Source organism: Pseudomonas sp. Irchel s3h17 (assembly GCF_900187505.1).
Lineage (GTDB): Bacteria > Pseudomonadota > Gammaproteobacteria > Pseudomonadales > Pseudomonadaceae > Aquipseudomonas.
Window position 1 is genome coordinate 34,878 of the sequence record NZ_FYDL01000007.1, and the last position, 20,557, is coordinate 55,434.

A 20,557-nucleotide genomic window follows, 5' to 3' on the forward strand; every position below is an offset into this window, starting at 1 on the left:
GGAGTGAGGCATGGGCTGGGATCGGGCAACGCCGTTTATCATTGACCTTGAGGTGGCCGCTGAGGACATCGACGGGCTGGGGCATGCCAACAACGCGGTGTATGTCACCTGGCTGGAGCGATGCGCCTGGCGCCACTCACAGCGCCTTGGGCTGGACCTCGTCGAATATCGGCGGCTGGACCGGGCGATGGCGGTGGTGCGCCACGAGATCGATTACCTGGCGGCGGCCTATGAGGGTGATGAGTTGCAGTTGGCGACCTGGATCGTCGACTGGGACCAGCGCCTGAAAATGACGCGCCATTTCCAGCTGATCCGTCCCCGTGACAACGCCACGCTGCTGCGGGCCCAGACCACCTTTGTCTGTATCGAACTGTCCAGCGGCAAGCCCAAGCGCATGCCGGCCGAGTTCATCGAGGGTTATGGCCCGGCGTTGCACGCCATCGCCTGACCTCAAGGCAAATCCCCTGAATGCAAAAACGGCACCCGAGGGTGCCGTTTCTGTTGGTGCTACCTGTCGCTGGAGCGATCAGCCCACCAGGCCGGTTTGCTGAACCAGGTTCAGCAGCGGTTGCGGGTAGACGCCCAGGAAGAACGCCAGGGCGGCGATGGCCAGCAGCATGACGCCACCTGCCTTTTGCTCCCAGTGCAGCTGAGCGTCGACGCGACGCAGGTTGGGTTCGATCAGGAACAGGGTGACCATCACGCGCAGGTAGTAGAAGACGCCAATGGCGCTACCCAGTACCAGCGAGCCGACCAGCCACCACTGGTGCGATTCGACACCGGTGGCAATGATGTAGAACTTGCCGATGAAGCCTGCGGTCAGCGGGATACCGGCCAGGGACAACATCATCACGGTCAGTACGGCGGTCAGGTACGGACGACGCCAGAACAGGCCGCGGTACTCGTACAGGGCGTCTGCGTCACGGCCTTTGTACGGCGAGGACATCAGGGTGATCACGCCGAAGGCGCCGAGGCTGGTGATCACGTAGGTGACCAGGTACACGCCGATGGCTTCCAGTGCCAGGCCCTTGCTCGCCACCAGGGCAATCAGCAGGTAGCCGAAGTGGGCGATGGAGGAGTAACCCAGCAGACGCTTGAGGTTGCTCTGGGTCAGCGCCAGCAGGTTACCGAACAGGATCGAGGCAATCGCGATCACGGTCAGCACGGTGCTCAACACACCGCTGTTGGCCACTGGCGACATCTGGAACAGGCGCACCATCACCGCGAACACGGCGACTTTGGACGCGGTGGCCAGGAACGCGGCCACCGGTGCCGGAGCACCTTCGTACACGTCCGGGGTCCAGAGGTGGAACGGTACCAGCGACAACTTGAACGCCAGGCCGATCAGCATCATGCCCAGGCCCAGTTGGGCCAGCGGGCTAGGCAGGCCGGTGGCTTCCAGCGCCATGCCGATGCCGCTGAAGCTCAGGGTGCCGGCTTCGGCGTAGAGCAGGGCCATGCCGAACAACAGGAACGCGGAGCCGGCGGCCGACAGCACCATGTACTTGATGCCGGCTTCCAGCGAGCGCTTATTGAAGAAGGCATAGGCCACCAGGCCGTAGACCGGTACCGAGAGCAGTTCCAGGCCGATGAACAAGCCGGCCAGGTGCTGCGCGCTGACCAGGACCAGGCCGCCGGCGGCGGCCATCAGGATCAGCAGGTACAGTTCTTCACGGTTGCCCGGGTAACCGGTGCCGCCATCGCCGAGGTAGGCGTGGGCGAGGGTGACGCAGGCGAGGGTGGCGACCAGGATCAGCGCCATGTACAGGCAGGCAAAGCTGTCGATTTGCAGCAGTGGGGTCACGGCCAGGGGCGCGACTTTCAAGGCTGGGAGGATCGACAACAACGCCAGGTTAAGACCCGCCACCGACAGCAGGAAGGTCTGTGAGTGGTTGCGGCGCCATGCGATAGCCAGCATCACCACGATGATCGTGGCGCTGGTGATCAACAACGGCGCTAGCGCGATAAAGTGTTGAATCGTGAATTCCATAGCGCTCTTACCGGGCCGAAGCGAGTTGAGTGAAGGCGGTGCCGAGCCATTGCTGCACGCCATGCATGGTGGCGGCAGAGGTATCGAGGAACGGTTGCGGGTAGACGCCGAGGTAAATCAGCAGGCACGCAAGGCCGAGCACCATGATCAGTTCGCGAGCATCCATGCCGTGCAGCACCGCGTCCGACTTGGACGGGCCGAAGTAGGCACGGTGAATCATGATCAGCGAGTAGACCGAACCGAACACCAGGCCCGAGGTGGCAATCGCGGTGATCCATGGCGCACTGGCGAAGGTGCCGATCAGGATCAGGAATTCACCGACGAAGTTACCGGTACCCGGCAGACCCAGGGAGGCGGCGGCGAAGAACAGGCTGATGGCGGGCAGGTACGCAATCTTCGACCACAGGCCACCCATTTCACGCATGTCGCGGGTGTGGGTGCGCTCGTAGAGCTGGCCGCTGAGGATAAAGAGTGCCGCCGCCGACAGGCCGTGGGCCAGCATCTGGATCACCGCGCCCTGCAGGGCTTGCAGGCTGCCGGAGTAGATACCGATCAGCACGAAGCCCATGTGGGAAACGCTGGAGAACGCGATCAGGCGCTTGATGTCGGTCTGGGCAAACGCAAGGAACGCACCGTAGAAGATCCCGACCAGGCCCAGGGCCATGGCCACCGGCGCGAACTCGGCCGATGCATTCGGGAACAACGGCAGGGCGAAGCGCAGCAGACCATAGGCAGCGGTCTTCAGCAGAATACCGGCCAGGTCGACGGAACCGGCGGTCGGTGCCTGTGCGTGGGCATCCGGCAGCCAGGAGTGGAACGGCACCACCGGCAGCTTGACCGCGAAGGCGATGAAGAAACCGAGCATCAGGATGTACTCGGTGGTCATCGACATCTTGGTTTTCAACAGGTCGGCGTAGTTGAACGTGATCACGCCCGTGCTGTTGTAGTTGACCAGTACCAGGCCCAGGATCGCCACCAGCATGATCAGGCCGGAAGCCTGAGTGAAGATGAAGAACTTGGTGGCTGCGTAGATCCGGGTCTTCTTGCCGTCCGAGGAGCTATGACCCCAGAGCGCGATGAGGAAATACATCGGCACCAGCATCATTTCCCAGAAGAAGAAGAACATGAACAGGTCGAGGGCCAGGAACACGCCGACGACACCGCCCAGGATCCACATCAGGTTCAGGTGGAAGAAGCCCACATGACGCTGGATCTCTTTCCACGAACACAGTACCGAGAGCACACCCAGCAAGCCGGTGAGCAGGATCATCAGCAGCGACAGGCCGTCGAGGGCCAGGTGCACGTTGATGCCGAAGCGCTCGATCCAGACGTGCTTGAACTCAAGCGCCCAGGTCGGATCGGCGCCAGGCGCCGGGGCAAATGAATAGTCACCGTTGGCCCACAGCCAGAGGCCGAGGGAGAGCAGCAGGGACATGGTGATCAGCGCAATCCAGCGGGGGAGGGTGGCGCCGAAGCGCTCACCCATCCAGCACAGCAGGCCGCCGATGAAGGGAATCAGGATTAGCCAAGGCAGAATCATGACGGGCTCGTTTCCTTTCGCAAGTTCGCAAGGTTCATAGTCAGACCGCTACCAGCACGACAGCGCCGATAACCAGCACGGCACCAGCAGCCATCGAGGCGGCATACCAACGCAATTGACCTGTTTCGGTACGGCTGAGGGAGTTGTGTCCCCCTTTGGCCAGACGCGGGATCAAACCGATGGTTTGGTCGCACGGGTCGTTGCGCAACAAGTGGACGATTGCCAGGTACGGTTTGACGAACAGTTTGTCGTAGATCCAGTCGAAGCCCCAGGCGGCGAACCACCAGGCGCTGAGCAGACGACCGATGCCGCTGTTGGCAATGGCGGTCACGAAGCGGCGCTTGCCCAGGAACAGCAGGGCAGCCAGCAGGATACCGGACAGGGCGATGGCACCCGAGGCGATTTCCAGGCTGTGCTTGGCATCGCCGCCGGCGTGGCCGACGCTTTGTGGCAGTACGCCGTGCAGCGGCGGCACGATCATCGCGCCAATGGCCGTCGACAGTACGATCAGTACCGACAGTGGCAGCCAGTGGGCAACGCCGTGGCCGGCATGGGCTTCGGTCTTCGCTTCACCGTGGAACGCGATGAAGATCAGGCGGAAGGTGTACAGCGACGTCATGAAGGCACCCACCAGGCCGGCGTACAGCAGGCCATGGTTACCGCTGGCGAAGGCTTCCCAGAGGATTTCGTCCTTGGAGTAGAAACCGGCGGTCACCAGTGGCAGGGCCGCCAGGGCCGCGCCGCCAACGATGAAGCTGGCGTAGGCCAGGGGCAGTTTCTTCCACAGGCCGCCCATCTTGAAGATGTTCTGCTCGTGGTGGCAGGCAACGATCACCGAACCGGACGCAAGGAACAGCAGGGCCTTGAAGAAGGCGTGGGTCATCAGGTGGAAGATCGCGCCATCCCAGGCACCAACGCCCAGGGCCAGGAACATGTAGCCGATCTGGCTCATGGTCGAGTAGGCGAGGATGCGCTTGATGTCGGTTTGCACCAGGGCGGCGAAACCGGCCAGCACCAAGGTCACACCGCCAACCAGGCCAACCAGTTGCAGGACGTCCGGCGCCAGGGCGAACAGACCGTGGGTACGGGCGATCAGGTAGACACCGGCGGTCACCATGGTCGCGGCGTGGATCAGTGCCGAAACCGGGGTAGGGCCGGCCATTGCATCCGCCAACCAGGTTTGCAGTGGCAATTGTGCGGATTTACCGACAGCGCCGCCCAGCAACATCAGGGTCGCCATGACCATCCAGAAGTCGCCGGCCTGGAATTTCTGTGGTGCCAGCACCAGCAGTTCCTGGATGTTCAGCGTGCCCAGTTGGGCAAACAGGATGAACAGGCCGATGGCCATGAACACGTCGCCGATACGGGTAACGATGAAGGCCTTGAGTGCGGCGTTACCGTTGTTGCGGTTGCTGTAGTAGAAACCGATCAACAGGTACGAGCACAGGCCCACGCCTTCCCAGCCGAAGTACAGGAACAACAGGTTATCGCCCAGGACCAGGAACAGCATGCTGGCGATAAACAGGTTGGTGTAGGCGAAGAAACGCGAGTAGCCGTCTTCACCGCGCATGTACCAGGACGCGAACAGGTGGATCAGGAAACCCACGCCGACAACCACGCCCAGCATGGTGACCGAAAGGCCGTCCAGGTACAGGGCGAAGTTCGGCTTGAACTCGCCTACCGCCATCCACTGCCACAACACCTGGGTGTAGTGGCCGCCTTCAGGCGGTGCAACGTTGAACTGCCAGATCACATAGGTCGCGACGATTGCCGAGAGACCGATGGAGCCGACGCCGATCAGCGCCGAGAGGTTTTCCGAGAGGCGTCCCCGTGAGAACGCCAGCAGCACAAAACCGATCAGAGGGAACAGGAAAGTCAGATAGAGAAGGTTCATCCGCGCATCTCACTGGCAGCGTCGATATCGAGCGTGTGGAAGCGGCGATACAGTTGCAGCAGGATCGCCAGGCCAATACTGGCCTCGGCGGCTGCCAGGCTGATCACCAGGATGAACATGATCTGTCCATCCGGCTGAGCCCAACGTGCACCGGCAACGATGAACGCCAGTGCAGAGGCGTTCATCATCACTTCCAGGCTCATCAACACGAAAAGAATGTTGCGGCGGACCATCAGCCCGACCAGGCCGAGGCAGAACAGGATGCCGGCAACGGCAAGACCATGCTCGAGAGGGATAGCAGGCATGAGTTACTCCTTCGCCTCGGTGCGGCCCAAATGGAACGCCGTGACGGCTGCGGCGAGCAGCAGCATCGAGGCGAGTTCGACCACCAGCAGGTAAGGACCGAACAGGCTGATGCCCACGGCCTTGGCGTCTACGGTGGTAAGACCGATGGCGGTGCCGCTGGAGTGGCTGAACAGCACATACAGCAGTTCAGCCAGCAGCAGGGCCGCAAGCACGACCGGGCCCAGCCAGATGCCGGGCTTGAGCCAGACGCGCTCTTGCTGGACCGAGGCAGGCCCCAGGTTCAGCATCATCACCACGAACACGAACAGCACCATGATGGCGCCGGCGTAGGCGATCACTTCCAGGACACCGGCAAATGGAGCGCCGAGGCTGAAAAAGGTCATCGCCACGGCAATCAGCGAAATGATCAGGTAGAGCAGGGCGTGCACAGGGTTGGTGTTGGTGATCACGCGAAGCGTGGACACCACCGCGATACCCGATGCGAAATAGAAAGCGAATTCCATCTTTCTTCCTTAAGGCAGCAAGCTCTTCACGTTGATCGGTTCGGCTTCATTCTGCGCGGCGCCTTTCGGCTTACCGGCAATCGCCATACCTGCAACACGATAGAAGTTGTAATCAGGGTTTTTGCCGGGGCCGGAGATCAGCAGATCTTCTTTCTCGTAGACCAGGTCCTGACGTTTGAACTCGGCCATTTCGAAATCCGGTGTCATCTGGATCGCGGTGGTCGGGCAGGCTTCCTCGCAGAGGCCGCAAAAGATGCAGCGCGAGAAGTTGATACGGAAGAACTCCGGGTACCAGCGACCGTCTTCGGTTTCAGCTTTCTGCAGCGAGATGCAGCCTACCGGGCACGCCACGGCGCACAGGTTGCAGGCTACACAACGCTCTTCACCGTCGGGGTCGCGGGTCAGGACGATACGGCCACGAAAGCGCGGCGGCAGGTACACGGCTTCTTCCGGGTACTGCAGCGTGTCGCGCTTGCGGAAGGCATGGCCGAAGATCATCACCAGGCTGCGAAGCTGGGTGAAGAAGCCATGCACGATGTCAAAAATATACTTCATGATTCTCTATCCTCACTGAGCCGCGACGGCGGGCGTGTTGAGCAACACGATCGCAGCGGTCACCAGCATGTTGATGAGGGTCAGCGGCAGGCAGAACTTCCAGCTGAAATCCATCACTTGGTCATACCGTGGGCGCGGAATCGAGGCGCGCAGCAGGATGAAGAACATGATGAAAAACGCGGTTTTCAGAGCGAACCAGATGAACGGGATCTGCGGCAGAATGCCGAACGGACCGTGCCAGCCACCGAAGAACAAGGTCACCAGCAGCGCCGAAATCAACACGATGCCGATGTACTCGCCGACAAAGAACATGCCCCATTTCATGCCGGCGTATTCAATGTGGTAACCGTCGGCCAGTTCCTGCTCCGCTTCCGGCTGGTCGAACGGGTGACGGTGAGTCACGGCGACGCCGGCAATGAAGAAGGTCAGGAAACCGAAGATCTGCGGAATGACGAACCACAGGTTCTGCGCCTGGTATTCGACGATGTCGCGCATGTTGAACGAGCCAACCTGGATCACGATGCCCATCAGCGACAGGCCCATGAACACTTCGTACGACACGGTCTGTGCCGAGGCCCGCAAGCTGCCCAGCAGGGCGAACTTGTTGTTACTCGACCAGCCGGCGAACAGTACCGCGTAGACCGACAGGCCGGCCATGGCGAAGAAGAACAGGATGCCGATGTTGATATCCGCCACACCCCAGGTCGGGGTGATCGGGATGATCGCGAAGGCCATCAGCAAGGCGCTCATGGCCACGACCGGCGCCAATGTGAAGATCACTTTGTCGGCGAACGGCGGGGTCCAGTCTTCCTTGAAGAACATCTTGATCATGTCGGCGGCGATCTGGAACGCGCCGAACGGGCCCACCCGGTTCGGACCGTAACGGTCCTGCCAGAGGGCGAGCAGACGACGCTCGACCCAGCTCAGCAGCGCGCCGCAGACTACTACGGCGAGCAGAATCACGATGGCCTTGAGCACCGCGATGATCACGTCGATCACTTCAGGCGTAAACCAGGTCATTGAGCTGCCTCCTGCAGACCGTCAACGGATTTGCCAAAGATTGCTGGCGGAATGCCTGCAATACCGGCGGGCAGGGCTACCAGGCCAGCGCCCAGCTCTTCGTTGATGCGCAGTGGCAGACGCAGCGTCTGGCCAGCGACGTTCAAGCTCAGCAGGGCACCGTCGTTGACACCCAGGCGGTCAGCTTCGGACTTGGCCAGTGCAACATAAGCAGCCGGAATGCGTTCCTGAACCGGAGCGGCTTTCGAAGAGTTCTCTTCGCTGCCGAACAGGTGGAAGAACGGCACGACCTGCCAGGTGCCTTGGGCCGGGTTGAACGCGCGCGGAACATTGGCGAACCAGTTCAGCGAATCACCGGTGCTTTCGATCAGGCGGGTGCCCGGGTCGCCAGCGCGGATGTGACCACCGACTTCGTCCTGGAACTTGTTCCAGGCTTGCGGCGAGTTCCAGCCCGGCGACCAGGCGAACGGCACCTGTTGGCGCGGTTCGACGGAGCCCGAGTAACCTTCCATGGAGAAGGCGAACGCGGTGTCGTTGTCCTGCGGGGTACGCGGCTCGTGCACGCTGATGTCGGCGCGCATGGCGGTACGACCGGAGTAACGCAGCGGTTCGCGGGCCAGTTTCATGCCCTTGATGCGGAACGCGGCGGACGGTGCGGCATCGACAATGCGATTCAGAATCGAGGTGCTGGAAGCGACGGCGGCGGTGACGTGGTCCAGTTGGGTCCAGTCAATCGGCTGGTTCAGCAAGGTGGCGCGCAGGGCATGCAGCCAGCGCCAGCCTTCATGAACCAGGATGCTCGCGTCCATGTACTTCGGATCGAAGACCTGGAAGAAGCGCTGGGCGCGGCCTTCCTGGCTGACCAGGGTACCGTCGCCTTCAGCAAAGCTGGCGGCTGGCAGCACCAGGTGCGCGCGGTCGCTGGTGGCAGTCTTCTGATGGTCGGCGACGATCAGCACTTTCGCAGCGGTCAGGGCAGCATCGACCTTGGCCTTGTCGGTACGGGTGTACAGATCGTTTTCCAGTACGACGATGGCGTCGGCCTTACCGTCGATCACGGCTTGCAGCGCGGCGTCGACCGATTCGCCACCGAGCATGGCAAGGCCGAGGCTATTGGCCTCTGGCACGATCAGGCTGATGGAACCGTTCTTCTCGCGCAGCTTCAACGCCTTGGCAATGTTCGCAGCAGCTTCGATCAGGGCTTTGGAGCCCAGGGAAGTACCGGCGATGATCAGTGGACGCTTGGCTGCGAGCAGGGCGTCGGCAATGCGCTTGGCCAGCTCGAGTGCTTCGCTGTCCAGGTCTTCAACCGCTGGAGCGCTGGCGTCGAGGGCGTGAGCCACGGCGAAACCGATGCGAGCCAGGTCGTCCGGCGCGGCGTGAACGCACTCTTCGGCGATGTCGTCGAGCTTGGTTTCAGCCAGGCTGGCGATGAACAGCGGGTTCATCGCGTGCTGGCCGATGTTCTTCACGGCGGCGTCGAGCCAAGGCTGAACGCGCATGGCGTCGGCCATGTCTTCGGCCTTGCCCTTGACCGATTGACGCAGGGACAGGGCCATGCGCGCAGCGGTCTGGGTCAGGTCTTCACCGAGGACGAACACGGCGTCGTGGTCTTCGATGTCGCGCATGTTCGGGATCGGCAGCGGGCTGTCTTTCAACACCTGCATGACCAGGCGAATGCGTTCCAGCTCGGCCGCTTCGATACCGGAGTAGAAGTGCTCGGCGCCGACCAGTTCGCGCAGCGCGTAGTTGCTTTCAAGGCTGGCGCGCGGAGAACCGATACCGACGATGTTGCGACCGCGCAGCAGCTCGGCGGCTTTATCCAGGGCTTCGTCCAGGCTCAGCTTGGCGCCGTTGGCCAGCAATGGCTGACGCGGACGGTCTTCGCGGTTGACGTAGCCATAGCCGAAACGGCCACGGTCGCACAGGAAGTACTGGTTCACCGAACCGTTGAAACGGTTTTCGATGCGACGCAATTCGCCGTAGCGCTCGCCCGGGGAGATGTTGCAACCGCTGGAGCAGCCATGGCAGATGCTCGGCGAGAACTGCATGTCCCACTTGCGGTTGTAGCGCTCGGAGTGAGTCTTGTCGGTGAACACACCGGTCGGGCAGACCTCGGTGAGGTTGCCGGAGAACTCGCTTTCCAGGACGCCGTCTTCAACGCGACCGAAGTACACGTTGTCGTGGGCGCCGAATACGCCGAGGTCGGTGCCGCCGGCGTAGTCCTTATAGAAGCGTACGCAGCGATAGCAGGCGATGCAGCGGTTCATCTCGTGGGAAATGAACGGGCCCAGTTGCTGGTTCTGGTGGGTACGCTTGGTGAAGCGGTAACGGCGCTCGTTGTGGCCGGTCATTACCGTCATGTCTTGCAGGTGGCAGTGACCGCCTTCTTCACAGACCGGGCAGTCGTGAGGGTGGTTGGTCATCAGCCATTCAACAACACTGGCGCGGAAGGCCTTGGATTCTTCATCTTCGATGGAGATCCAGGTGCCGTCGGTGGCAGGGGTCATGCAGGACATCACGATACGACCGCGAGTGTCGTTTTCATCGGTGTACTGCTTGACCGCGCACTGGCGGCAAGCGCCAACGCTGCCAAGGGCTGGGTGCCAGCAGAAATAAGGGATATCGAGGCCTAGCGACAGACATGCCTGTAACAGGTTGTCTGCCCCATCGACTTCGAGCTCTTTGCCGTCTACGTGGATAGTGGCCATGGTTCAAAGTTCTTCGTTGGCCCGGTGTCAGCGGGCGTGGCTAATGGAATCTTGTTATCCGCGTGAATCAGAACAGCCGCTTGCGGCGTCATCACACGAAAAGCTGCGGGCACGGACCCTTCGCTTTTTTAAGCGTTACGCGCCGACTACGATCGGCCTTGCCAGAGGCGGGACGGCGGCGCTGGTAGGCGCGATGCCGGCTTCGAACTCTGGGCGGAAGTATTTGATTGCGCTGCCCAACGGCTCCACGGCGCCCGGTGCGTGAGCACAGAAGGTCTTGCCTGGGCCGAGGAAGCCGACCAGACCCAGCAGGGTCTCGATGTCGCCGGGCTGACCTTCGCCGTTCTCGATGGCCATCAGGAGCTTGACGCTCCATGGCAAGCCATCGCGGCACGGGGTGCAGAAACCACAGGACTCGCGGGCGAAGAACTGCTCCATGTTGCGCAGCAGGGACACCATGTTGACGCTGTCGTCCACCGCCATGGCCAGGCCGGTACCCATGCGGGTGCCCACTTTGGCGATGCCGCCGGCGTACATTTGTGCGTCCAGGTGCTCCGGCAGCAGGAAGCCGGTACCGGCGCCGCCTGGCTGCCAGCACTTGAGCTTGAAGCCGTCGCGCATACCGCCGGCGTAGTCTTCGAACAACTCACGGCCGGTGACGCCGAATGGCAGTTCCCACAGACCCGGGTTCTTGACCTTGCCGGAGAAGCCCATGAGCTTGGTGCCCATGTCGTCACTGCCTTCGCGGGCCAACGATTTGTACCACTCCACGCCGTCGCCGATGATCGCCGGCACGTTGCACAGGGTCTCGACGTTGTTCACGCACGTCGGCTTGCCCCACACGCCAACGGCGGCCGGGAAGGGCGGCTTGGAGCGCGGGTTGGCGCGGCGGCCTTCGAGGGAGTTGATCAGTGCGGTTTCTTCACCGCAGATATAACGCCCGGCGCCGGTGTGGACGAACAGCTCGAAATCGAAGCCGCTGCCTAGAATGTTTTTACCCAGCAGGCCTGCTGCCTTGGCTTCTTCCACGGCACGGTTGAGGTGCTTGGCGGCGGTGGTGTACTCGCCACGCAGGAAGATGTAGCCACGGTAGGTTTTCAGCGCGCGAGCGCTGATCAGCATGCCTTCGATCAGCAGATGGGGCAGTTGCTCCATCAGCATGCGGTCTTTCCAGGTGTTCGGCTCCATCTCGTCCGCGTTGCATAGCAGGTAGCGGATGTCGATGGATTCGTCCTTGGGCATCAGGCCCCACTTGACGCCCGTGGGAAAGCCTGCACCGCCGCGACCTTTCAAGCCTGCGTCTTTCACGGTCTGGACGATGTCGTCCTGGGCCATGTCGGCGAAGGCCTTGCGTGCGGCGGCGTAGCCGTTCTTGGCCTGGTACTCGTCGAGCCAGACTGCCTCGCCGTCGTCACGCAGGCGCCAGGTCAGCGGATGAGTCTCTGGCGAGCGCTTGATGCGGTTGGCAGGGCCGAAGGAAGTCAGGGTCATACGTAGCCCTCCAACAGCTTGGCAACGCCAGCTGGCTGTACGTCACCGAAGGTGTCGTCGTCGATCATCAGTGCCGGGGCCTTGTCGCAGTTGCCCAGGCAGCAGACCGGCAGCAGGGTGAAGCGGCCGTCGGCGGTGGTCTGGCCCAGGCCGATGCCCAGCTTGCTCTGGATCTCGCTAACCACGGATTCGTGGCCACCGATGTAGCAGACCATGCTGTCGCAGACGCGAATGATGTGGCGGCCGACCGGCTGGCGGAAGATCTGGCTGTAGAACGTCGCCACGCCTTCAACGTCGCTGGCCGGGATGCCGAGGATCTCGCCGATGGCGTACAGGGCGCCGTCCGGCACCCAGCCACGTTCCTTCTGGACGATCTTCAGGGCTTCGATCGACGCCGCGCGCGGGTCTTCGTAGTGATGCAGCTCGTGCTCGATGGCCGAGCGCTCGGTTTCGCTCAGGGCGAAACGGTCTGTCTGGATAAGCGTGCTGTTCATGCTTAGCGGTCCACGTCGGCCATAACGAAATCGATGCTACCCAGGTACGCGATCAAGTCCGCGACCATGCTGCCTTGGATCACCGAAGGGATCTGCTGCAGGTGCGGGAAGCTTGGGGTGCGAATCCGGGTGCGGTAGCTCATGGTGCCGCCATCGCTCGTCAGGTAATAACTGTTGATGCCCTTGGTCGCTTCGATCATCTGGAAGGATTCGTTGGCCGGCATGACCGGGCCCCACGAAACTTGCAGGAAGTGCGTGATCAGGGTCTCGATGTGCTGCAGCGTGCGCTCTTTGGGCGGCGGCGTGGTCAGCGGGTGATCCGCCTTGTACGGGCCTTCCGGCATGTTGCGCATGCACTGCTCGATGATCTTCAGGCTCTGGCGCATTTCTTCGACACGCACGATGCAACGGTCGTAGGCATCGCCATTGGCCGCCAGCGGCACTTCGAATTCGAAGTTCTCGTAACCGGAGTACGGGCGAGCTTTACGCAGGTCGAAATCGCAACCGGTCGAACGCAGGCCGGAACCGGTGACGCCCCATTCCAGGGCTTCCTTGGTGTTGTAGGCGGCGACGCCGATGGTCCGGCCACGCAGGATGCTGTTGTCCAGGGCGGCTTTCTGGTATTCGTCCAGGCGCTTTGGCATCCACTCGACGAAATCCTTGACCAGCTTTTCCCAGCCGCGCGGCAGGTCGTGGGCGACGCCACCGATGCGGTACCAGGCCGGGTGCAGACGGAAGCCGGTAATGGCTTCGATCACCGTGTACGCCTTCTGACGGTCGGTGAACGTGAAGAACACCGGGGTCATGGCGCCGACGTCCTGGATGTAAGTCCCCAGGAACAGCAGGTGGCTGGTGATCCGGAAGAACTCGGCCATCATGATGCGGATGACGTCGACCTTCTCAGGTACCTTGATGCCGGCCAGCTTCTCGACCGAGAGCACGTACGGCAGGTTGTTCATCACGCCGCCGAGGTAGTCGATACGGTCGGTGTACGGAATGAAGCTGTGCCAGGACTGACGCTCGGCCATCTTCTCGGCACCACGGTGGTGGTAACCGACGTCCGGTACGCAATCGACGATCTCTTCACCGTCCAGCTGCAGAATGATGCGGAACGCACCGTGGGCCGAAGGGTGGTTAGGACCGAGGTTGAGGAACATGTAGTCCTCGTTCGCGCCAGAACGCTTCATGCCCCAGTCTTCAGGCTTGAAGCGCGCGGCTTCTTCCTCAAGCTGTTGCTTGGCCAGGGTCAGGCTGAACGGGTCGAACTCGGTGGCACGGGCCGGGAAGTCCTTGCGCAGCGGGTGACCTTCCCAGGTCGGCGGCATCATGATGCGGGTCAGGTGCGGGTGACCGGCAAAGTCGATGCCGTACATGTCCCACACTTCGCGCTCGTACCAGTTGGCGTTCGGCCAGATACCGGTGACGGTCGGCACGCTGAGGTCGCTCTCGGACAAGGCGACCTTGATCATGACGTCACTATTACGTTCGATCGACATCAAGTGGTAGAACACGGTGAAGTCGACGCCGTTCGGCAGCCCTTGACGCTTGGTGCGCAGGCGCTCGTCCACGCCATGCAGGTCATAGAGCATGACGTACGGCTTGGGCAGGCTGCGCAGGAAGGTCAGGACTTCGACGAGTTTGGCACGGGCAACCCAAAGCACCGGCATGCCGGTGCGGGTAGGCTGGGCGGTGAACGCCTCGGGGCCAAAACGGTTGTTCAGTTCGACGACCACATCCTGGTCGTCAGCCTTGTAAGGCGGGATGTACAGAGCACTGCCTGTAGTCATGGTTATTTTTCGCTTTCGGTCAACGTAAAGAATGAAGCCAGCTTCTCGTTTCTTGGTAAGAACAGATCTGGATCAGACTTCGTCGGGGCTGCGCAGGTTGGTGACCTGAATACGCTGTTCGCGGCGCGCATCCTTTTGCGAAGGCATCTCGGCGCGATAGACGCCTTGATCACCTACGACCCAGGAAAGTGGGCGACGCTCCTGGCCAATCGACTCCTGCAAAAGCATCAAGCCTTGCAGAAAAGCTTCAGGGCGGGGCGGGCAGCCAGGCACGTAGACGTCCACGGGCAGGAACTTGTCCACCCCTTGAACGACGGAGTAGATGTCGTACATGCCACCGGAGTTGGCGCACGAACCCATGGAGATAACCCATTTAGGCTCGAGCATTTGCTCGTAGAGACGCTGAATGATCGGCGCCATCTTGATGAAGCAGGTACCGGCGATAACCATGAAATCCGCCTGGCGCGGCGATGCCCGGATAACCTCGGCGCCAAAGCGCGCGATGTCGTGGGGCGCCGTGAAGGCGGTGGTCATTTCCACGTAGCAGCACGAAAGACCGAAGTTGTACGGCCACAGGGAGTTCTTGCGCCCCCAGTTGATCGTGCCGTTCAGCACGTCTTCCAGCTTGCCCATGAAGATGTTTTTGTGGACTTGATCTTCTAACGGATCGGAAACGGTTTCCCGTTCGCCGATCGGGTACTGCTCGTTAGGAGCATCCGGGTCGATCCTGGTGAGATTGTATTGCATTGCCAAAGCCTCATTGTTTCAGCTTCGCTTGCCGCTTACGACGAGCTGCCGGAGCCCAGTCAAGGGCGCCCACTCGGAATAGGTAGACAAGGCCTGCCAACAGAATTGCTATGAAAACGAGAGCTTCGACGAATCCGGTCCAGCCGCTTTCGCGGACGGACACAGACCATGCAAAGAGAAAGAGGGCTTCGATATCGAAGATCACGAACAGCATCGCGACCAGATAGAATTTGGCTGAGAGCCGCAAGCGGGCGCCACCTGTAGGTAGCATGCCGGACTCGAACGGTTCGTTTTTGCTGCGGCCCCAGGCTTTTGACCCGAGGAGGCTGGAGACGCCGAGCATGAAGGCACAAAGGCCGCCGACACCCAGAAGGAAAATGGCAAAGCCCCAGTTGTGGGCCATGAGTCCTGTCGCTTCGGGCATGCTGGTAATCCTTAACAGAGAGCAAAGGTCTCTGAGCTTGATATAGAAATAAAGCAGTGACGATATGTCGCAGCGCAATCAATCCCGCTGATTTTATGGCTAAACACCGGGCAAGTAAATTTTCTGTGGCGAAATTATTTATAAGAATAAGGACATAGCGCTGCTCCAAACCCCCGCAGCCCTTGCGTTGCGGGCATTAGCCGGGTTTTCATCAATATTGTTTTGTAGGGAATGTAACGAACATCGTCATGGCTAAATGATAATCAATATTGTTTGGGTCGGTTTTTAAACTGTTAAACGAGGTAAGAGTCGGGAAGTTGTCTTACATGCGCGTAACTGTAAGTAGCGACGGCGTGTGTTTTAGCTGATTTTTCGGGTGGCGATGGCGCTCTGGATCAATGATTTACTGCATGCGCCACCGTCCCCTGTAGGAGCGAGCTTGCTCGCGAAAAAACGTCCGGAAAACGCGGTCGTTCAGACAGGACGCGTTATCGTTGGAGTCCTTCGCGAGCACGCTCGCTCCTACAGGGGGGGCTGTGTTACTGAGAAATCACGCGCAAAAAAACGCCCCGAACCAGTCGGGGCGTCAGATGTGCAGCGCTGCGGTTAGCTTTCTACTCGGTCCGCAACGGCCGTTTACTCAGAAGCAGATCAGTGGAACTGTTCTTCTTCGGTAGAGCCGGTCAGTGCGGTTACCGAGGACGAACCACCCTGGATCACGGTGGTCATGTCGTCGAAGTAGCCGGTGCCCACTTCCTGCTGGTGAGCCACGAAGGTGTAACCCTTGGCCGCGTCAGCGAATTCCTGCTCCTGCAGCTTCACGTAGGCGGTCATGTCGTTGCGGGCGTAGTCGTGCGCCAGGTTGAACATGCTGTGCCACATGTTGTGAATGCCGGCCAGGGTGATGAACTGGTGCTTGTAGCCCATGGCGGACAGTTCACGCTGGAACTTGGCGATGGTCGCGTCGTCCAGGTTTTTCTTCCAGTTGAAGGAAGGCGAGCAGTTGTACGACAGCAGTTGGTCCGGGTATTCCTTCTTGATCGCTTCAGCGAAGCGACGAGCCTCGTCCAGGTCCGGTTTGGCGGTTTCGCACCAGATCAGGTCGGCGTACGGAGCGTAGGCCAGGCCGCGAGCGATCGCCTGGTCCAGGCCAGCGCGTACTTTGTAGAAACCTTCCTGGGTACGTTCGCCAGTCACGAACGGCTGGTCGTACGGGTCGCAGTCGGACGTCAGCAGGTCAGCCGCGTTAGCGTCGGTACGTGCCAGGATGATGGTCGGCGTGCCGGCAACGTCAGCCGCCAGGCGGGCAGCGGTCAGCTTCTGTACGGCTTCCTGGGTTGGCACCAGTACCTTGCCGCCCATGTGGCCGCATTTCTTCACGGAAGCCAGTTGGTCTTCGAAGTGAACGCCGGCGGCGCCTGCCTCGATCATGCTCTTCATCAGCTCGTAGGCGTTCAGGACGCCGCCGAAACCGGCTTCGGCGTCGGCAACGATTGGCGCGAAGTAGTCGATGTAGCCAGCGTCACCCGGGTTCTTGCCGGCTTTCCACTGGATCTGGTCGGCGCGACGGAACGCGTTGTTGATGCGCTTGACCACGGTCGGAACCGAGTCGACCGGGTACAGGGACTGGTCCGGGTACATCGATTCTGCAGAGTTGTTGTCCGCAGCAACCTGCCAGCCCGACAGGTAGATGGCCTGGATACCGGCCTTGACCTGTTGTACGGCCTGGCCGCCGGTCAGGGCGCCCATGCAGTTGACGAAATCTTTCTCAGGACGGAAGGCTGGCTTGGCACCCTGGGTGACCAGGTTCCACAGCTTTTCAGCGCCCATTTTTGCAAAGGTGTGCTCAGGTTGAACCGAGCCACGCAGACGGACGACGTCAGCAGCGGAGTAAGTGCGTGTCACGCCTTTCCAGCGCGGGTTTTCAGCCCAGTCTTTTTCAAGGGCTGCAATTTGCTGTTCGCGTGTCAGTGCCATGGAGATAAACCTCGTCGCATAGGTCTTGGGTGGAAAATTCCTGTTCCGCCACGTACGCACATTCAAAGTGGGGCGTAGATGGCTGCTCGCTGACCAGAAGCTTGAGGACTCAAGTCGGTTTGGCGCAGGAGGCGACGGGATGAGCGGTGGACTCGAGGAGGAGGCTGAGCAGGTAAGGGCGAGCTGTCGGGCGCATTCGGGCGTCGTGGGCCTTCATACGATCATCAGTGTGGTGCCGGGCTACCTATTACGCTTCCGTCCCTCGGGACAACTTCGTTCCAGTCGCAACCTCGTCAAACACACCTTGTGGGCGGTACAGACACGAATCGGCTCAGGTCGATAAGGTGAGAGCGGCGATCCGAAGGCCCTTGCCAGGGCCTCTGATTAGCGGGAGCGAGGCCATCATGCCTTCGCTTTTTTGCCTCGTCAAACGTTTTGTAGTGCTTTTTTTCAGGCACTACATCTTTGGTCTAATACGACTAATCAGTCAGTTTTCGGTGTCTCAGTCCAAGGTGTCGACTTTCACCCGCAAGGTCATGTCATCCCGGCCTTGAGTCCCGTAGTGGCGGGTCATGCCTTGTTTTCCGGCCTGATTCTGGCGGTTGATGCCGGCCAGGGTGATCCATTCGCCCAGGCGGCCGCTGACGCTGGTGTCGGTACTTTGTACGTTCACTACATCGGGGCGTTCCTGGCTCATGTGGTCACGGTTGGTGCTGATGGCCAGGTGTACGGTTTCGCCGGTGACGCTGGCGGTGACGTAGAAGCCCTGGGTGACGTTGCGGTATTCGGTCTGGCTGAGCAGGCGGCCGTCGGTGTCGGTCCGGGTGCTGGTGAGCGGCACGCTCTGGCCGGTCTGGATCAGCGCGGGAACGCCTTCGCTGGCCTGAATCTGCTGGATGCCGCCCTCGCGGCTGGCGGTGCTGTAGCTGATGATCCGGGTTTGCGGGTCGCCGCTGTCTTGCTGGTTGTTTTCGCTGCTGTCGACGGTAATCAGCAGGCGCTTGGGGGCGGTGTCCAATTGCGCTAGCAGGGCCTTGAGTCCGTCGATCTTGCCGGGTTCGGCGTTGACGATCAGTTGATTGCCGTAGGCGCTGACGGTGCCGTCCTTGCCGATGAAGTTCTGTGCAACCGGCAACAGGTCTGCGCTGGTGCGATGGTTGAGGGGTAGCACCTCGGTCGCGGCCATGACCGAAAGGCTGCAGGTCAGCAGCAGCGTGGTGAGCAGGGTGCGTAGGGACATGTCCGTTATCTCCGCGTTCAAATAGCTGGATAGTGCCAGTTTGTCGGCCTGCGGTGGGGCAAGTTGAATCGTAGACAGCAAAACGCCCCGGCATCCGAGAATGGCGGGGCGTTTTGGGGTGTTGTCGACGTGCATTTGTGGCGAGGGGGCTTGCCCCCGCTGGGCTGCGTAGCAGCCCTAATAATTTTTGGGCCGCTTCGCGACCCAGCGGGAGCAAGCTCCCTCGCCACGGGGGATCAGGCGCCGCGCACCATGTCTACGTGGGGAATCCCTGCTTCCAGGAATTCCTCGCTGACGATGCGAAAGCCCAGGCGCTCGTAGAACGCCGTGGCCTGCACCTGGGCGCTGAGCATCTGCTGCTTGAGCCCGCGTTTCTCGGCTTCGCCGATCACCGCTTGCATCAAGGCGTCGCCGACTTTCAGGCCGCGCCAGTCCTTGAGTACCGATACCCGGCCGATGTGGCCATCGGGCAGCAGGCGGGCGGTACCAATGGGGAAGTCGCCTTCAAGGGCGAGGAAATGCACGGCGCTAGCGTCGTCGGCATCCCACTCCAGCTCAGGCGGAACCGATTGCTCGGCGATGAATACCGCTTCACGAATGCGCCGGATCTCGGCGTTATCCTTCTGCCAGTCTGCGACACTTACGTGAATCTTATTCATCGGCAAACCCCAGGCTTCCTTGCTTGACCAGTTCACACAGCAGGCTGCGGCCGTCTTCATCGCTCAGCCATTGGCCGAGGTTGTCGATATGCAGGGAGTCGGCGGCGCAGATCATTTTCAACAGTTCGCGCAGTTTGCCTGGCAGGTAACGGCTCTGGCCGCTGGCGAACAGCAGCAGGTCGTCGTCCACTTCCGACCACGCCAGGCGCGTGCTCGGGTTGCGGATCAGCACGGCACCTTGTTCCAGGCTGCTCAGCAGGTCGTCTTCTTCCAGTTCCGGGCCAACCACCAGTTCCGGATAACGCGGCTCGGTCATGAACTGGCCGAACCAGGTCAGCAGCAGGCGTTCGTCGCTCATGTGCTCGGCCAGCAGGCTTTTCAGGCGGTCGAGGGCGTCGTGCTGGATCTGGTGCGGGTCGACGGCTGGCTGTGCGTCGGCGTCGGTGTAGCGCTCTTCGTCAGGCAGGAACTGGCTGAGGAAGTCGGTGAAGTGGGTCAGCACTTCAGCTGCGCTAGGGGCGCGGAAGCCGACCGAGTAGGTCATGCAGTCGTCGATCGCCACGCCGCAGTGGGCCAGGCGCGGCGGCAGGTACAGCATGTCGCCCGGTTCCAGTACCCATTCTGCGGTTTCTTCGAATTCGGCCAGGATGCGCAGGTCGGCGTGTTGCAGCAGCGGGCTCTCGGAATCGCACATCTGGCCGATTTTCCAGTTGCGCTTGCCATGGCCTTGCAGCAGGAACACGTCGTAGTTGTCGAAGTGCGGGCCGACGCTGCCACCTGGTGCGGCGAAGCTGATCATTACGTCGTCGATGCGCCAGCTCGGCAGGAAGCGGAAGTGCTCCAGCAGCTCGCTGACTTCCGGCACGAACTGATCCACTGCCTGTACCAGCAGGGTCCACTCGCGCTCTGGCAGCTTGCTGAATTCGTCTTCGGCGAACGGGCCGCGGCGCAATTCCCACGGGCGCTCGCCGTGTTCGATGACCAGGCGCGATTCGACTTCTTCTTCCAGCGCCAGGCCGGCCAGTTCGTCGGCGTCGATCGGGCTTTCGAAGTCAGGGATCGCCTGGCGGATCAGCAGGGGTTTTTTCTGCCAGTAGTCGCGCAGGAATTCCCGTGCCGTGATGCCGCCCAGAAGTTGAAGAGGAATGTCAGGATTCATGTGTAACCTATTGAAAAAAAGCACTTTTCATACGGGAATAAAAACGCCCGGCGCTGCCGG

At 61.0% G+C, this 20,557-nt stretch carries 18 protein-coding genes; 1 reads left to right on the top strand and 17 read right to left on the bottom strand.

Annotated elements, in window-relative coordinates; translation table 11 throughout:
* The first annotated feature begins 10 nt into the window (after positions 1 to 10).
* Positions 11 to 448, top strand: a complete 438-nt coding sequence (locus CKW25_RS11345; protein ID WP_095079271.1) for a thioesterase family protein — start codon at positions 11 to 13, stop codon at positions 446 to 448.
* Between the two features lie 78 nt (positions 449 to 526).
* Here CKW25_RS11345 and nuoN read toward each other — a convergent pair whose 3' ends face one another.
* The 17 genes from nuoN to CKW25_RS11430 all read right to left on the bottom strand — a co-directional run bounded on the left by nuoN (position 527) and on the right by CKW25_RS11430 (position 20,497).
* Positions 527 to 1,990, bottom strand: coding sequence for an NADH-quinone oxidoreductase subunit NuoN (nuoN, locus tag CKW25_RS11350; RefSeq protein WP_095079272.1), 1,464 nt, complete (start codon positions 1,988 to 1,990; stop codon positions 527 to 529).
* A 7-nt stretch (positions 1,991 to 1,997) separates the two neighbouring features.
* Entirely contained in the window at positions 1,998 to 3,530 is a 1,533-nt protein-coding gene (nuoM, locus tag CKW25_RS11355; RefSeq protein WP_095079273.1) for an NADH-quinone oxidoreductase subunit M, read from the bottom strand.
* A gap of 40 nt (positions 3,531 to 3,570) precedes the next feature.
* Complete coding sequence (gene nuoL / locus CKW25_RS11360) at positions 3,571 to 5,424, bottom strand: NADH-quinone oxidoreductase subunit L (protein WP_095079274.1); 1,854 nt, start codon at positions 5,422 to 5,424, stop codon at positions 3,571 to 3,573.
* Complete coding sequence (nuoK, locus tag CKW25_RS11365; protein WP_003180046.1) at positions 5,421 to 5,729, bottom strand: NADH-quinone oxidoreductase subunit NuoK; 309 nt, start codon at positions 5,727 to 5,729, stop codon at positions 5,421 to 5,423. The genes nuoL and nuoK overlap by 4 nt, the downstream gene beginning before the upstream one ends.
* Positions 5,730 to 5,732: 3 nt before the next feature.
* Positions 5,733 to 6,233: an NADH-quinone oxidoreductase subunit J gene (gene nuoJ, locus CKW25_RS11370; protein ID WP_095079275.1), complete on the bottom strand. Its 501-nt coding sequence runs from the start codon at positions 6,231 to 6,233 to the stop codon at positions 5,733 to 5,735.
* 9 nt (positions 6,234 to 6,242) lie between these two features.
* Complete coding sequence (gene nuoI, locus CKW25_RS11375) at positions 6,243 to 6,788, bottom strand: NADH-quinone oxidoreductase subunit NuoI (RefSeq protein ID WP_218192550.1); 546 nt, start codon at positions 6,786 to 6,788, stop codon at positions 6,243 to 6,245.
* A gap of 12 nt (positions 6,789 to 6,800) precedes the next feature.
* Positions 6,801 to 7,808, bottom strand: coding sequence for an NADH-quinone oxidoreductase subunit NuoH (gene nuoH, locus CKW25_RS11380; protein ID WP_095079277.1), 1,008 nt, complete (start codon positions 7,806 to 7,808; stop codon positions 6,801 to 6,803).
* A complete protein-coding gene (gene nuoG, locus CKW25_RS11385; protein ID WP_095079278.1) occupies positions 7,805 to 10,519 on the bottom strand; it encodes an NADH-quinone oxidoreductase subunit NuoG in 2,715 nt (904 codons plus the stop codon). The genes nuoH and nuoG overlap by 4 nt, the downstream gene beginning before the upstream one ends.
* A gap of 135 nt (positions 10,520 to 10,654) precedes the next feature.
* Complete coding sequence (nuoF, locus tag CKW25_RS11390; protein WP_095079279.1) at positions 10,655 to 12,010, bottom strand: NADH-quinone oxidoreductase subunit NuoF; 1,356 nt, start codon at positions 12,008 to 12,010, stop codon at positions 10,655 to 10,657.
* Positions 12,007 to 12,504: an NADH-quinone oxidoreductase subunit NuoE gene (gene nuoE / locus CKW25_RS11395; RefSeq protein WP_007970445.1), complete on the bottom strand. Its 498-nt coding sequence runs from the start codon at positions 12,502 to 12,504 to the stop codon at positions 12,007 to 12,009. Before nuoE ends, nuoF begins: the two co-directional genes overlap by 4 nt.
* Positions 12,505 to 12,506: 2 nt before the next feature.
* The gene (nuoC, locus tag CKW25_RS11400; protein ID WP_095079280.1) at positions 12,507 to 14,291 is read right to left on the bottom strand and encodes an NADH-quinone oxidoreductase subunit C/D; all 1,785 of its coding nucleotides are present in this window, start codon (positions 14,289 to 14,291) and stop codon (positions 12,507 to 12,509) included.
* 72 nt (positions 14,292 to 14,363) lie between these two features.
* Complete coding sequence (locus tag CKW25_RS11405; protein ID WP_095079281.1) at positions 14,364 to 15,038, bottom strand: NADH-quinone oxidoreductase subunit B family protein; 675 nt, start codon at positions 15,036 to 15,038, stop codon at positions 14,364 to 14,366.
* 10 nt (positions 15,039 to 15,048) lie between these two features.
* Positions 15,049 to 15,462 carry an NADH-quinone oxidoreductase subunit A gene (locus tag CKW25_RS11410; RefSeq protein ID WP_095079282.1) on the bottom strand — a complete coding sequence of 138 codons (414 nt, stop codon included), beginning with the start codon at positions 15,460 to 15,462 and terminating at the stop codon, positions 15,049 to 15,051.
* A 651-nt stretch (positions 15,463 to 16,113) separates the two neighbouring features.
* On the bottom strand, positions 16,114 to 17,439 hold the full coding sequence (gene aceA, locus CKW25_RS11415) for an isocitrate lyase (RefSeq protein ID WP_095079283.1): 1,326 nt from the start codon (positions 17,437 to 17,439) through the stop codon (positions 16,114 to 16,116).
* Positions 17,440 to 17,941: 502 nt separating this feature from the next.
* On the bottom strand, positions 17,942 to 18,679 hold the full coding sequence (locus CKW25_RS11420; protein ID WP_095079284.1) for a secretin N-terminal domain-containing protein: 738 nt from the start codon (positions 18,677 to 18,679) through the stop codon (positions 17,942 to 17,944).
* Between the two features lie 236 nt (positions 18,680 to 18,915).
* Positions 18,916 to 19,338, bottom strand: a complete 423-nt coding sequence (locus tag CKW25_RS11425; protein ID WP_095079285.1) for a GNAT family N-acetyltransferase — start codon at positions 19,336 to 19,338, stop codon at positions 18,916 to 18,918.
* Positions 19,331 to 20,497, bottom strand: coding sequence for a cupin domain-containing protein (locus CKW25_RS11430; RefSeq protein WP_095079286.1), 1,167 nt, complete (start codon positions 20,495 to 20,497; stop codon positions 19,331 to 19,333). The genes CKW25_RS11425 and CKW25_RS11430 overlap by 8 nt, the downstream gene beginning before the upstream one ends.
* Positions 20,498 to 20,557: the final 60 nt, after the last annotated feature.